General features: G+C 32.3%; 10 protein-coding genes and 1 riboswitch. Of the genes, 9 read left to right on the forward strand and 1 reads right to left on the reverse strand.

The window, feature by feature from the left end; genetic code table 11:
• The 3 genes from ABEY15_RS00825 (at position 1) to ABEY15_RS00835 (ending at position 3,803) form a co-directional block, all read left to right on the forward strand.
• Complete coding sequence (locus ABEY15_RS00825; protein ID WP_429887803.1) at positions 1–1,347, forward strand: GntP family permease; 1,347 nt, start codon at positions 1–3, stop codon at positions 1,345–1,347.
• Between the two features lie 521 nt (positions 1,348–1,868).
• A complete protein-coding gene (locus tag ABEY15_RS00830) occupies positions 1,869–2,297 on the forward strand; it encodes a MarR family winged helix-turn-helix transcriptional regulator (RefSeq protein WP_429887804.1) in 429 nt (142 codons plus the stop codon).
• 144 nt (positions 2,298–2,441) lie between these two features.
• The gene (locus ABEY15_RS00835) at positions 2,442–3,803 is read left to right on the forward strand and encodes an MATE family efflux transporter (RefSeq protein ID WP_429888229.1); all 1,362 of its coding nucleotides are present in this window, start codon (positions 2,442–2,444) and stop codon (positions 3,801–3,803) included.
• 180 nt (positions 3,804–3,983) lie between these two features.
• Here the strand turns inward: ABEY15_RS00835 and ABEY15_RS00840 are convergent, their stop codons facing one another.
• Entirely contained in the window at positions 3,984–4,766 is a 783-nt protein-coding gene (locus ABEY15_RS00840; RefSeq protein ID WP_429887805.1) for a TrmB family transcriptional regulator, read from the reverse strand.
• A 110-nt stretch (positions 4,767–4,876) separates the two neighbouring features.
• On the opposite strand from ABEY15_RS00840, the gene ABEY15_RS00845 reads away from it, so the two are divergent.
• From ABEY15_RS00845 to abc-f, 6 genes are all read left to right on the forward strand, one after another.
• Positions 4,877–5,638, forward strand: a complete 762-nt coding sequence (locus ABEY15_RS00845; protein WP_429888231.1) for a TSUP family transporter — start codon at positions 4,877–4,879, stop codon at positions 5,636–5,638.
• Positions 5,639–6,503: 865 nt separating this feature from the next.
• The gene (gene brnQ / locus ABEY15_RS00850; RefSeq protein ID WP_429887806.1) at positions 6,504–7,859 is read left to right on the forward strand and encodes a branched-chain amino acid transport system II carrier protein; all 1,356 of its coding nucleotides are present in this window, start codon (positions 6,504–6,506) and stop codon (positions 7,857–7,859) included.
• Positions 7,860–7,988: 129 nt separating this feature from the next.
• Positions 7,989–9,377 (forward strand): amino acid permease, encoded by a 1,389-nt coding sequence (locus tag ABEY15_RS00855; protein ID WP_429887807.1) that lies wholly within the window; start codon positions 7,989–7,991, stop codon positions 9,375–9,377.
• Positions 9,378–9,633: 256 nt separating this feature from the next.
• Positions 9,634–9,832, forward strand: a riboswitch (cobalamin riboswitch).
• 147 nt (positions 9,833–9,979) lie between these two features.
• On the forward strand, positions 9,980–12,268 hold the full coding sequence (gene metE, locus ABEY15_RS00860) for a 5-methyltetrahydropteroyltriglutamate--homocysteine S-methyltransferase (protein WP_429887808.1): 2,289 nt from the start codon (positions 9,980–9,982) through the stop codon (positions 12,266–12,268).
• Positions 12,269–12,284: 16 nt separating this feature from the next.
• Entirely contained in the window at positions 12,285–12,779 is a 495-nt protein-coding gene (locus tag ABEY15_RS00865; RefSeq protein ID WP_429887810.1) for an acyl-CoA thioesterase, read from the forward strand.
• A gap of 420 nt (positions 12,780–13,199) precedes the next feature.
• The gene (abc-f, locus tag ABEY15_RS00870; protein ID WP_429887812.1) at positions 13,200–15,032 is read left to right on the forward strand and encodes a ribosomal protection-like ABC-F family protein; all 1,833 of its coding nucleotides are present in this window, start codon (positions 13,200–13,202) and stop codon (positions 15,030–15,032) included.
• Positions 15,033–15,090: the final 58 nt, after the last annotated feature.

A 15,090-nucleotide genomic window follows, 5' to 3' on the forward strand; every position in this document is an offset into this window, starting at 1 on the left:
ATGCCACTGGTTATAGTAGCAATCGGAATAATAGCATTACTTGTTTTAATTATGAAGTTTAAATTAAATACTTTCCTTTCATTAATTATTGTTTCATTTGGAGTTGCTTTAGCACTTGGAATGAAACCAGACAATATTGGTACAACCATTGAAGCTGGATTAGGTGGAACACTTGGTCATTTAGCATTAATCTTCGGACTTGGTGCAATGCTTGGTAAGTTGATCGCAGATTCTGGTGGCGCACAACGTATTGCGATGACGCTTGTTAACAAATTTGGTGAAAAGAACATTCAATGGGCAGTTGTTGCTGCTTCATTCATTATCGGTGTCGCTCTATTCTTCGAAGTAGGTTTAGTATTATTGATTCCGATTGTATTTGCCATATCAAAACAATTAAAAGTTTCTATTTTATATTTAGGTATTCCAATGGCGGCTGCTTTATCTGTTACACATGGTTTCTTACCGCCACATCCAGGTCCGACTGTAATCGCTGGTGAATATCATGCAAATATAGGTGAAGTATTACTTTACGGATTTATTATTGCGATACCAACTGTTTTTATCGCAGGTCCTTTATTTACTAAGCTTGCTAAAAAGCTAGTACCTGCATCCTTCACAAAAACGGGTAATATTGCATCTTTAGGTGAACAAAAAACATTTAAACTTGAAGAAACTCCTGGTTTTGGAATCAGTGTTTTTACAGCTTTACTTCCTGTTATTTTAATGTCATTTGCAACAATTGTTAATTTACTGCAAAAAACAATTGGATTTGATGATAATAGCCTACTAGTAGCGATTCGCTTTATTGGTAATGCTGGTACTGCAATGGTTATTTCATTATTAGTGGCGATTTATACAATGGGATTGGCTAGAAAAATACCAATTAAAGAAGTTATGAACTCTTGTACAACTGCAATTACACATATTGGGATGATGCTCTTAATCATCGGAGGTGGCGGTGCCTTCAAACAAGTGTTAATTGATGGCGGTGTTGGTGATTACGTAGCCGAGTTATTTAAAGGAACTTCAATGTCACCGATTTTACTTGCTTGGATTATTGCAGCGATCCTACGAATTTCCTTAGGTTCTGCTACTGTTGCAGCTTTAACCACTTCTGGTTTAGTTATTCCAATGTTAGGACATTCTGACGTTAACTTAGCTTTAGTCGTTCTAGCAACTGGAGCTGGTAGTTTAATCGCTTCACACGTTAATGACGCAGGCTTCTGGATGTTTAAAGAATATTTTGGGTTAAGTATGAAAGAAACTTTCTTAACTTGGACATTACTAGAATCAATTATTTCCGTTTGCGGATTGGTCTTTATTCTTTTACTAAGTTTATTCGTATAATGGAAAAAACCAACAGGATGTATTACTTTTCTCTTTCTGTAGGTTAATTAATCATAAAGGGCAGTATCCTCACTATAATACTTAGAAATCCTCTATGTATTATAATAGTGGTTTGCTGCTCTTTATTTTATTATCGTTCAGTCTTTGAGAACTAATCGACATTCAAGAAAGAACGTGACAATTTCAACGTGGTAATCTATTAGGTAATGATACCCTTTACTAATTGAGAGATGTGGTTCTACAAGATTAAAGGTATGAGACTTAGTACATAGTAATGTTTTAGTTAAACAGACCTATATTTAAAGATATAAATAGTAGTTGTTTAATGATTTTGGACTGGCAAAAATACAGGGCAAATGACATGAAAAATCTTTTTGTGAGTTAAAAAACGATTCAATTTGAAATATCACAAATTCCTAAAAGTTTAAAATCTAATTGTTAGAATTCTATCTATTTAATTGACATAGAACTCCTACCGAGTTATATTGGTTTCAGACAGTTAGAATTCTAATTATTCGGAGGTGAACGATTTGATTGATACACCTTATACGAGACTTCTAAGTACCATTATGCATAAGGTACGGGATCAATTGTCGTATCGTACGAAAGAACTTGAAGTAAATCCACAACAAGGTAGGATGATCAGTTATATTGCTGAGCATCAGGATCGAGGATTAATTCAAAAGGATTTAGCAGATGCATTTAATCGAAGAGGTGCAAGTATAACCAGCATGCTTCAAGGACTTGAGAAGAATGGATACATTGGTAGAAAAATCCAAGCTGATAACGAACGTCAGAAACAAATTTTCGTATTAGATAAAGGTAAAGAAATCGTTAATCAGATTGATGATATGTTTTTGGCAATGGAATCACGATTAACAGAGTCATTGACTGAAGAAGAAAAAAATGAATTTTTACGCCTATTGAAAAAAATTGAATCAAACCTTTGAGTGACTACGGCCATTACGGTCGTATCGATAAAATGTTAGAAATCTAAATGTTAGAATTCTAATTGTATCTAAAAAAATTATGTTCTTAAACCAAAATAAAAATGATAAGATTCGGGAGGATGGAATATAATGGAAGAATTTGAAGTGGATCAATCCAATATTTATTATTTAAAAGATGCACCGATACGTAAAGCGTTAGCTCGTTTATGTATTCCAATGATGATTGGGATTTCTGCTGGTACAATATATAACTTAATAAACGTATTTTTTATCGGTTTAGTTCATGATACTGCGATGTTAAGCGCCATTACATTAGGCTTACCGATCTTTACAGTACTAATGGCGATTGGGAATATATTTGGGGTTGGTGCAGGAACTTTTGTTACTCGTCTCTTAGGTGAAGGGAATCTTCAGAGAGGGAAGTCGGTAACTGGCTATGCTTTTTATATGAGCATTATATGTGGATTGATTATTGCAGTACTTGCCTTATTATTTGTTAATCCAATTGTTCATTTGTTAGGAGCGGACGCTACAACATTACTTTATACAAAACAATATACAATCACGCTTTTTATTGGTGGCTTTGCATTTATATTGAACTTTGCATTAGAACAAATTGTGCGTTCTGAAGGTGCAGCAAAAGAATCGATGTATGGGATGTTTATTAGTGTTGTTTTTAGCATTATTTTTGATGTGTTATTCATTTTAGTTTTAAACCTACATGTAATGGGTGCTGCCCTTTCAATGGTTTTAGCAAATATCGCAGCAAGCATATATTACATTTGGTTTTTAGAAAGAAAAAGTGAAACATTAAGAGGTTTCATAAAGCATTGGAAAGTATCAATAACCGATCAATTAGAAATCTATAAAGTCGGTGTTCCAGAGTTATTTAAAATGTCATTTATGATTGTTACAACTTTACTATTAAACAACTACTCCATTAAATACGGTGAGCATGTTGTAGCAAGCTTTGGAATTGCAGTAAGGATTGCACAACTCCCAGAGTTTATAACGATGGGCTTATTTATAGGGGCTATTTCTTTAATTGCTTATAACTTTGGTGGGAAAAATAAACCACGTTTATATGAAACATTAAAAGAGTTAACATTATGGATTGGTGGAATCTCAATTGTATTTGGTGGAATTGTATATATTTTTAAGATTCAAGTACTTGGTTTATTTACAAGCGATTCAGCAGTGCTAAGTATTGGAGCATTAATCTTAACAGCTCAACTTATTTCATCTGTTTTTAACGGATTCACTGGTTTATTCACTAGTATTTTCCAAGCGTCTGGTGAAGGACTTGCAACAGGAATAATGTCAATTACACAAGGTGTTCTTTTCATTCCGGTTGTCATCATCTTGCATCATTTTTATGGATTAAATGGCATAATTTGGTCTTTAACACTTACTGAGGGGATCACGTTCTTTATGGGTGCTATCCTAATGATTCCTTACTTAAGAAAACTTAAGAAATTGCCAGATAGCAGCCTAGCTCATCAATAAACAGTTCTTAATCAAATAAGCATTAAGGTATTGTCAGTATTAAAAATTATAAGATTAAATTCAAGCATTGAAAAAAGTTATTAACCAAATTGTGTGTAACAGACAATAGACTGGAAACAAAGCATAAGTTCATTAAGATCCTTATGCTTTATTTTATTTGTTCGTTGAATTTGCTTATTATTATTCCATGAAAAAGGCTCTTCGCTCAGAAGTAATCCATTGCTCTAAATCGTCTTGGCTACGTCGAACAAGACGATTTACTAGTACATCGTGCCATATATAATCCTCTAATAAGTAAATATGAACTGGATCATTTGTATAAAAAGCAACACTACGCTCCTCAATTGATGGTCCATAAATCATTTCTTTAGAATCAATCGACAAAATAAACCAATGATCCGTAGACTTAGTCTCAGTAAAGGGTGTAATGCGATGACTTTCAATATTTCCTATTGGATTTTCGACGTGTAGTGTAATTCCTTGTATGGTTGCTTTTTCAGTCGCATGAACCAGTTCTTTTTTCAAAACCTCATACATTTCGTCCCACATAGAAATCACAATCCGTTTTTCAGCTTTTTTTATCAGCGTCTCACAATAGTTAATAATCGTTTTATAGTCTTTTAAAGTAATTACACGGTTGTCCACTTTTTCACCAAATGATTCTAGATCTTTTAAAGAGTCACTTATTACAGAATAAGTTGATTGCCACTCTGATTGGGCCTTCTTTAAAAAGATATCTACGGGCAGAGGTGAATATCGTGCCGTATCATTTATTTCCTCTTTCAAGACAATTCCTTTTTCAACAAGATTACCTAACACATCATAAATACGTGCTCTTGGTATACCTGAGTCCTTGCTTACTTGGTAAGCTGTTACAGGACCTTGTTTAACTAGTGATACATAAGATTTAGCTTCGTATTCGTTAAAACCTAATTTTTTGAACTGTTGCACTAGATCTTCCATTTTTTCGCACTCCTATTTTTTGATTATAAAATAAATTTACAATAACTATTTACAGATGGCAATTTGTTAGTTACCATTTCAGTAGTGACTATATGGAAAGGTTGATAGAAATGCATCTAGACTCATCTTTATTAATTATTTTAATTTGTTTTGGATTTTTAGCTTCATTTATTGATTCTGTTGTTGGGGGTGGTGGGTTGATTACACTACCTGCATTATTATTCACTGGACTTAATCCTGCCGCGGCAGTAGCTACCAATAAATTAGCAGCGACAATTGGCTCTCTAACAAGTACATTTATGTTTTATCGTTCTGGTAAACTCGAATTAAAATCAGTGCTTAAATTTTTTCCACTCTCATTTGTTGGCTCGTTATTGGGTGCATACACTGTACATTTGTTAAATCCTGAAATGCTTAAGCCATTAATGTTAATTATGCTCGGAGCAGTAGCAATTTTTACTATTTTCAAGAAAGATTGGGGAAGCATTTCAACACAAAAAAACTTATCCAATTATCAATTCATTATTTTTTTAATGACGATATTTGCCATTGGCTTCTATGATGGGTTCATTGGACCTGGAACAGGCTCATTTTTAATTTTTGCTTTTTTGTTAATTGGTTTTGATTTTTTAAAGTCTGCAGGCAATGCAAAATTTTTAAACTTTAGTAGTAATATTGCTGGATTGTTAATGTTTATGTTTTTAGGACAAGTAAACTACACTTATGGAATAATAATGGGAATTGCACAAATTGCTGGTGCGATTTGTGGATCGAAATTTGCGATAAAAAAGGGAAGCGGTTATGTTCGTGCTTTGTTTATTGCAGTAACCTGTTTATTATTAGTAAAGAATATTTATGATTATATTCAATAACTTTTAAAATACTGTTCTTCCTACAAGGTCACAATATGAAAGTGGATCTTGAAATAACCATTGATTGCTTAAAAAAAGTAGGGAAATAGAACTAGGTATTAAAGGCATACCAGTTTTATCGACAGGGGTACTTGCACAATGTTGAAATATAAAATGGTTAATCGTTATTGAGTGAACCTTATTGATAATATTATTCATTTTTGCATGATTCTAATAATGATTTTAAAGGTTAATATGTTTGAGCAGTTTTAAAAGATCAACAAACTCTAATAATGTTTATACTTGTGAAGTTAAGAATATTTAAGAGCAATTTTTAGAAAACAAGTTCAAATTATTAATACAATGGTCAATCATAATTGACCTATAAACTGATTAAAAAACTGTTACGCTACACTAAGTAAAGGGTATTAAATTAGGTTTTTAGTGTAACCATTGTTTAGATGAAAAAGTTGATTGGAACGAAAGGGATGCTCGACTCCTATGGGATAAGCGGGAAGNNATCCTGTAGTGGAAATCAACATCATTCTACTCCTTTTACGAAAATTTGGTAATAAATAGACACGCTTGTATTTCAACAGCAAAAAAGCAAAGCACCCAAGTTTATCAACTAGGGTGCTTTTTTTGTGACTAATATATCACTTAAATCCAACTTTATTGCACTACAAGCAACAAATCTAAAGAGAATCAATTGAATTGGGTTTTATATATTTGAAAATTTTGTGACAAAATATAATCATGCAAAGAAACAATATCTTATTATAATATAATTTTATTGAATTTGATGAAAATGTGAGGTAAGATTGTTTGGTCTGAAAATTAGTCCAATTATGAACTTTATACAAATTATTAATCGGAGTTGTTGTTTATGTCACCAAGAGTACCTAATACTTTTATAATCATTCTAGGTTTTATGTTATTTGCACTGTTTTTTGGAGCAGGAAATCTAATTTTTCCACCCATACTTGGACAGTTAGCCGGAAAAAACGTATGGATAGCCAATGCAGGCTTTTTAGTTACTGGAGTTGGATTACCATTATTAGGAGTTACAGCTTTTGTTTTTTCAGGTGAAAAAAATTTGCAATCTTTAGCTAGACGTGTACATCCGTTGTTTGGTATTGTATTTACTACGGTTCTTTATCTAGCAATTGGTCCTTTTTTTGCTATCCCTAGATCAGGGAATGTATCGTTTGAAATTGGCGTTAAACCTTTTTTATCAAATGATGCAAGTCCTGGTGCATTAATCATATTTACAATCTTATTTTTCACAGTTACATGCTTGTTATCACTTAATCCTACAAAGATTATTGATGTAGTAGGGAAATTTCTAACTCCTATTAAATTAACGTTTATCGGATTGCTTGTTGTTATCGCTATTGTTCATCCAATTGGGAAATTTCAAGAGCCATTTAAAGGATACACAACAAATGTGTTTTTTAAAGGTTTCCAAGAAGGCTATTTAACAATGGATGCTCTTGTAGCTTTTGTTTTTGGAATTATTATTGTAAACGCAATTAAAGGAAAAGGAGTTACTTCTAAAAAACAGCTTATGATCGTTTGTGGAAAGTCAACAGCAATAGCTGCTTCACTTTTAGCAATAATCTATTCTGCTCTTTCTTATATGGGCGCTTCAAGTGTTGAGAAACTTGGTCGATTAGATAATGGAGCTGAAGTTTTAGCGAAAGTTTCAGATTATTATTTTGGTTCTTATGGGGCAATATTATTAGGTTTAATGATTACAGTTGCGTGTTTGACTACGAGTGTAGGTCTAATCACTGCTTGTTCTACTTTTTTTCATGAATTGTTTCCAGCCATTTCTTACAAAAAAATTGCGATCATTATGACTGTATTTAGTACACTTATAGCAAATATAGGTTTAACACAGCTAATTAAAGTTTCAATCCCTGTATTAATGACACTATATCCTATTGCTATATCCTTAATTTTCTTAACATTCTTACACTATACATTTAAAGGTAGGTCAGAAGTGTATCAAGGCAGTTTGATCTTAACTTTTATTGTCAGTCTTTTTGATGGGTTAAACTCAGCTGGAATACAAATTGAAGTAATTCATCATTTCTTCACTAAGTACCTCCCGTTGTATAGTTTAGGTTTAGGTTGGATATTTCCAGCTATTATTGGTGGTTTTATTGGTTATTTTATTAGTATTTTACGTAAGAAAAATAAGGAGAATATTCCTAGTTCAATTCGAAAGATAAGTTAATTATAGGAAAATAAAGAAGCTTTTTAACTGTAAATATTCTTAATAAGTTAGTAATGGTTTTAGGGGAGAAGTTTTAAAGATTGATTCAAAAAGTGACACTTGTTTCATCAGAAAAGGGGAGGAAATAGAATGGCACAAAAGGAATTGAAAAAAGGATTGAAAGCGCGCCATATTCAGATGATTGCTTTAGGCGGTACAATCGGTGTAGGTTTATTTATGGGTTCGACGAGTACAATTCATTGGACAGGCCCATCAGTAATGCTTGCATATGCAATTTCGGGGATTTTTATTTTCTTCATAATGCGTGCAATGGGGGAAATGCTATACTTAGAGCCAAGTACAGGTTCATTTGCGACATTTGGCCATAAATATATACACCCTTTAGCAGGGTATATGACTGCTTGGAGTAACTGGTTCCAGTGGGTTATTGTTGGGATGTCAGAAATTATAGCAGTTGGGGCATATATGAAGTACTGGTTTCCAGATCTACCTGCTTGGATACCAGGAATTATTGCAATTGTGATTCTAGGTGCAGCTAATTTAATTTCTGTTAAATCATTTGGTGAATTTGAATTTTGGTTTGCAATGATTAAAGTCGTTACAATTTTATTGATGATTGTTGCAGGGTTTGGTCTTATTTTCTTCGGTCTTGGAAACGGAGGAAATGCGATTGGTTTATCTAACCTTTGGAAAAATGGCGGCTTCTTTACTGGTGGTTGGTCAGGTTTCTTCTTTGCACTTTCACTAGTTGTTGGAGCTTATCAAGGCGTTGAATTAATTGGTATTACTGCTGGAGAAGCAGAAAATCCGAAAAAAACATTAAAAGAAGCGATTCAAAGTCTTATTTGGCGTATTTTAATCTTCTATATTGGTGCTATTTTTGTAATTGTAACAGTTTTCCCTTGGGATCAACTAAATTCGATTGGTAGCCCGTTTGTTGTAACTTTTGCCAAATTTGGTATTACAGCTGCAGCTGGAATTATTAACTTTGTAGTAATTACTGCTGCAATGTCTGGTTGTAATAGTGGTATTTATAGTGCTGGACGCATGCTTTATACATTAGGTATAAATGGACAAGCACCAAAATATTTTACAAAAGTCTCAAATAACGGAGTGCCTTTATTCGGTACGATTGGTGTACTAATTGGTTTAATAATTGGCGTTATTTTAAATTTTATTGCACCAAAAAACTTATTCGTGTATGTATACAGTGCAAGTGTACTTCCTGGGATGATCCCGTGGTTTGTCATTTTAATTAGTCATATTCGTTTTAGAAAAGTAAAGGGAGATGAAATAAAAAATCATCCTTTTAAAATGCCTTTTGCACCATTTACTAACTACTTAACATTAGCCTATTTAGTTTTGGTATTAATCGGTATGTGGTTTAATGATGACACACGTATCTCACTTATTGTAGGGATTATTTTCTTGGCAATCCTTGTCATTTGTTTCTATGCCTTTGGTATCGGAAAACGTGAACCACTAGATGCTCAAGCAGATGAAGAAATAGCTAACTAGTACATCACTTAGTTTGATGGTTAGATGTTCATTTGAACATAGCTATACATTAAAAATATAAATTTTATAAACAATCAATGCGTTCGTATGATTAGATCAAACAGTATTTAAACTGGATGAGATTATTATACGAACGCATTTTTTAATTACCTGAATCACTAAATCGACATCCAAAATAAAAAATTTTTTTAAAATAGTACAAAAATAAAAAATAAATATTTTGACTATTTTTGTATTTTATGACAAAATGATGAAAACTAAATAGTAGGGAATAGGTGTAAATGAAGTTCAAAGTTTGAAATCATTTACTTAAAAGGGAAGTTTGGTTTAATTCCAACACGGTCCCGCCACTGTAATAGAGGAGTAAATAAGATGATGCCACTTACTAATATAGGTAAGGCTTTTATTTACAAAGATTCTTAAGTCAGGAGACCTGCCTATTCTAACGACGCTGTTTGACCTACGAGAGATAGGGAGGTGCCTTATGGAAAGAAAGCTTAAGTTTACGTATTCTAATTATTTATGTTTTCCAACTTAAAGGCATTTTTGTCTCTTATGAGATAAAAATGCTTTTTTATTTTAGTTAAAAGGAGAGGGTAAAAGTGGTACACATAAGTAATCTAGGATATCCGAGAATTGGTGAAAATCGTGAATGGAAAAAAACGTTAGAAAGCTTTTGGCAAAAGAAAATTAATCAAGAAGAATTTGAAAAAGAAATGAAATCACTGAGATTAAGTTCAATAAAGAAACAGCACGATTTAGGTGTAGAGCTAGTCCCTGTAAATGATTTTACGTTTTATGATCATGTGTTAGATTTTGCTACTATGTTTGGTTGGATTCCTAGTCGATTTGGTGATCTAAATGAAAGACCAAGTCTAGATACATATTTTGCATTAGCAAGAGGAAGTAAAAACATCGTAGCTTGTGAAATGACGAAATGGTTTAATACAAACTATCATTATATCGTTCCTGAATATCAAAAAGAAAAGCAATCTAGATTATTATTTAATAAGCCATTAGAAGCATACAAAGAGGCATTAATTGAGCTTGGTATAAAAACGAAACCTGTCATTCTAGGAATCTATTCATTTGTACAGTTAGCGAAAGGTTACCAGGAAGAAGAAAAACGAAACATAATAAATAATCTAGTAAACCTTTATATACAAATGCTTAAAGAGCTAGAGAGTGAAGGTGTTGAGTGGGTTCAAATTGATGAACCATGTTTTGTGTTAGAAGAATCAAGCGAAGATATCCGTTTTATGAAAGAAGTTTATGATCAAATCGCAAAAGCTGTACCTACATTATCAATTATGCTTCAAACTTACTTTGAAGCAGTTGAACAATATAGAGAACTAATTTCATTTTCAGTAGCAGGGATTGGTCTTGATTTTGTTCATGGTAAAGATGGAAATTTTCAGTCGATCCTTGAGTACGGATTTCCAAATGACAAGGTACTAGGTGTTGGAATACTTAATGGACGTAATATTTGGAGAAATGATTTAAATGATTCCATTGAATTTTTAAATTCTCTTAAACAAGAAATAAGTCCAAAAGATTGGTGGATTCAACCGTCTTGTAGTTTACTTCACGTACCAGTTACAAAAGTTGAAGAGAATTTATTAAATGATACATTGTTCGAGGCATTATCGTTTGCCGATGAAAAATTAGAAGAGTTAGTGATACTAAAAAGTTTATTAATAAACAAAGCGAGCATGTTTGATAATGAAGTTAAATATGCAAGTAATTGTTTAGTAAATTTAAAACAACTTAGCGAAAAAAATCATTCAACTCGTTATGAATTGGAATCCATTAATGAAGAAGATTTTAAAAGACCAGTACCATTCCAATTAAGATATCCATTACAAAATAAAGTAATGAATTTACCGATTTTACCAACGACTACAATTGGAAGTTTCCCTCAAACGAAGGAAATTAAACAAATAAGACAGCAATGGCGCAAAGGAACAATTGATGATTCAGAATATATGAATCAAATTAAATTGAAAATTAAAGAATGGATTGAAATTCAAGAAAATATTGATATGGATGTATTAGTACATGGTGAGTATGAGCGTACGGATATGGTTGAATATTTTGGTGAGAAACTAGAGGGATTTGCATTTACGAAAAAAGCATGGGTTCAATCTTATGGATCGCGCTGTGTTAAACCGCCAATTATTTTTAGTAAAGTGGAATTTACAAAGCCAATTACTGTAAATGAAACTGAGTATGCACAAAGCTTAACAGCTAAACCAGTCAAAGGGATGTTAACTGGTCCAGTTACAATATTAAATTGGTCGTTTGTTCGTGAGGATCGTACAAGAGAGGAAATAGCAAATGAAATTGCATTAGCTTTACGTAAAGAAGTAAAAGCACTTGAAGCTGCTGGCATTTCAATTATTCAAGTTGATGAACCTGCTATTCGAGAAGGGTTACCTTTGAAGCAAAAAGATTGGGATGAATATTTACATTGGGTAACGAGAGCATTTCGTTTAGCTACATCAAGTGTCCGAAATGAAACGCAAATACATACTCATATGTGTTATAGCAATTTTAGCGATATTATGGACACCATTATTCAATTAGACGCCGATGTAATTTCAATTGAACATGCAAGAAGTCATCAAGAATTTTCTACTTATTTATCTGAGTCCCCATATCCATTTGGAATTGGATTAGGCGTGTATGATATTCATAGTCCGAGGGTACCGTCGGTTGAGGAAATGGAAGAAAATATTATTAGTTCTTTAAAAGTGTGTGATGCAAATAGATTTTGGGTTAATCCAGACTGTGGTTTAAAGACACGTAATGAAACTGAGGTAATAGATGCCTTATCAAATATGGTAAAATCTGCGAAAAAAGTTCGAGAAAAATATTATTCAATTATTTAATGATAGGGTGAAATCGATGAATGGTAGATATGTAAAAGAATCCAGAGTATTTGATAGTAGTAGAATATTTCCAACTGATTTAAATAACCATGGTACATTATTCGGAGGAAAAATGCTTGCCGCAATGGACTTAATTGCCTCCATTTCAGCTACAAAGCATTCAAGAATGGAATGTGTAACCGCATCGATGGATTCAGTAGAATTTTTATGTCCTGTTCGTGAAACTGACTGCATATATTATGAATCGTTCGTGATCTTAACAGGCTCTAGCTCAATGGAAGTATTTGTTCGAGCGACTGCCGAAGACCTACTTTCAGGTGAAAAAAGAGTTGCTGCAACATGTTTTGTAACATTTGTTGCACTAAAAGATGGAAAACCACATAAAGTAGTAGAGGTAATTCCAGAAACTGAGGAAGAAATTAAATTACAGCAATTAGCATTTAAACGATTAGAAAGTCGCCAATTAAGAAAGAAATTGAGTAAGGAATTGGCATTAATTTGGAAAGAATAAAAAGAAAGCATTGAAATCATACTAAAAGTAAGCTAAGATTAAATTAATATTTTTAAGGAGGCATCAAATTTAGACACTATGTACAATATCCGATAACTTTTTAAGCTAACGAATTTTATAGCAAGAAAGTACTCTGCCTGAAATCAGAGAAATTGGATAACTATGTCTATTTATGAGCCTATACTAATATTAAATTAATCCATTGTCTTAAATGCATGGTTTATTTACTATTACGTTTCATTTGAAAAATATTCTAACGTATATATTTTTATATATACACGGCTTATTAAATCACATCCAATTTACACACAGGCAGATACTGCTTGTGTGTTTTTTATTTTCTCTCGTTAAAAAATACTTTCGAAAACAGATTGAATTTTTAAGCAGAGTAATCTTTTAAAATCGGATGGAGTGAAGTATATGTTTATTATAAAAGCATCGAATATAGAAATAGAGTTAAACGGTAAAACAATTTTTAAAAATGGAAACTTAGATATAAAAGAAGGTGAAAGGGTAGCATTAATTGGTGAAAATGGTGTTGGAAAGTCAACATTTATTAATGCCCTTTTAGGTAATATTCCATTGAAAAAAGGAATGCTGCAAATTCACTATTCAAAAGATGAAATTGGATGGCTTTTAACAGATGAAGAGAATCAGGAAGGCTTATCAGCAAGGGAAGTGATCGAATCGTTTGATCATGAGCGATCTTTCATCAAAAAGAATTTAGAAAAGTATTTACTTGATTTGTCAAATGAAGAAAACCTTGCTAAATATAACGAGAGTTTAAGTAAATATTTAGAATTAGATGGCTATGATTGGGAAACAAAAATAGATCAAGTTTTGAAGAAATTTCAATTACCGCAAGAGTTGTGGAATATCCCATTCAGTCATTTAAGTGGTGGACAAAAAACAAAAGTCAAATTAGCAAAAGTAATGATGAAGCAACCAAAGCTATTAATTTTAGATGAACCAACAAATCATTTGGACACTGAGTCAATCCAATGGTTAACGGAATGGTTACAAAACTTTAAAGGTAGTGTACTTTTTATTTCTCATGAACGACAATTCATTGATGATGTTGCGACTGTTACAGTTGAATTAACTGAAAGTGGTACATTTAAGTATAATGGTGGTTATTCAACATACAAAATCCAAAAAGAACATGAGCTAAAAACTCAGCAAGCACAATATGATAAACAAGAAGCGGAAAAGAAAAAGCTTATTGAAACAATTAATCAATATAAACAATGGTTTACAAGCTCGCATAATGCAGCCAGTGAACGTGATCCATTTGCTAAGAAAAAAGCAGCAAAAAACGCATTAAGATTTAAATCAAAAGAAAAGGATTTAGATCGATTAGAAAAAAGAAAAGTAGAAAAACCAAAAGAAGTTAAAACAATTTCAGCGAGCTTTGAAAATGATTCATTTTCAGCAAAACAAATGATTACATTTGAAAAAGTTGATTTTTCATATGAGGAAAAAACGTTATTTAATCAAGTTGATTTTATTTTAAATCGAGAAGATCGATTAGCTGTAATCGGAAAAAATGGTTCTGGAAAATCTACATTTTTAAAATTATTAACAGGATTAATGATTCCTAATAATGGATCTGTAAGACATAATCCTCAATTAAAAATAGGTTATTTTATGCAGGAGCTTGAAGCGTTAAATGAGGATTCAACAATTTTAAATGAAATTTTATCACTTCCAAATATGACTGAAACAGAAGCAAGAACAATTTTAGCATGTTTCCTTTTTAGAAGAGAGGATGTTTACAAAAATATTGCTCAACTAAGTATGGGTGAGAAATGTAGAGTTGCTTTCGTAAAGTTATACTTTTCTGATTCTAATCTACTAGTGCTTGACGAGCCAACAAACTATTTAGATATACACACGAGAGAAAGAATTGAGGAAGCATTAGCTGCATATCCTGGAGCAGTAGTTGTAGTGTCCCATGATCCATATTTACTAAAAAAGGTTTCAAATCGTGTAATTCATATTGAAAATGGAAATCTTTATGAATTCAAAGGATCTTTTGCAGATTGGAACGGAAGACAGAACATCTCAAACGATCAGCAAACTTTATTAAATGAACGAATTAAATTACAACTAGAAATAGCTGCAATGAATGCAGAAGAAAAAGATACGGATGAAGAAAAGAAAGCTCAAATTTCAAAAATCGTCAAGCTACAAAAGGAACTCGATGGAATAAATGAGAGGTTATTGACAGAGAGAAGGGAAAAGAGAGGCTAAGCGCTTAAGAACTTAATACAAAAAGTGTAACGAAAATAAAAAACAAATCACTTAAGTT

The organism is Gottfriedia acidiceleris, from assembly GCF_050457485.1.
GTDB classification, from domain to species: domain Bacteria; phylum Bacillota; class Bacilli; order Bacillales; family Bacillaceae_G; genus Gottfriedia; species Gottfriedia acidiceleris_D.

Excerpts from the sequence above, each read along its gene's own strand:
- ABEY15_RS00840 (WP_429887805.1), bottom strand. The coding sequence starts at position 4,766 with ATGGAAGATCTAGTGCAACAGTTCAAAAAATTAGGTTTTAACGAATAC.
- ABEY15_RS00825 (WP_429887803.1), top strand. The coding sequence starts at position 1 with ATGCCACTGGTTATAGTAGCAATCGGAATAATAGCATTACTTGTTTTA.
- brnQ (WP_429887806.1), top strand. The coding sequence starts at position 6,504 with ATGTCACCAAGAGTACCTAATACTTTTATAATCATTCTAGGTTTTATG.
- abc-f (WP_429887812.1), top strand. The coding sequence starts at position 13,200 with ATGTTTATTATAAAAGCATCGAATATAGAAATAGAGTTAAACGGTAAA.
- ABEY15_RS00855 (WP_429887807.1), top strand. The coding sequence starts at position 7,989 with ATGGCACAAAAGGAATTGAAAAAAGGATTGAAAGCGCGCCATATTCAG.
- ABEY15_RS00845 (WP_429888231.1), top strand. The coding sequence starts at position 4,877 with ATGCATCTAGACTCATCTTTATTAATTATTTTAATTTGTTTTGGATTT.
- ABEY15_RS00865 (WP_429887810.1), top strand. The coding sequence starts at position 12,285 with ATGAATGGTAGATATGTAAAAGAATCCAGAGTATTTGATAGTAGTAGA.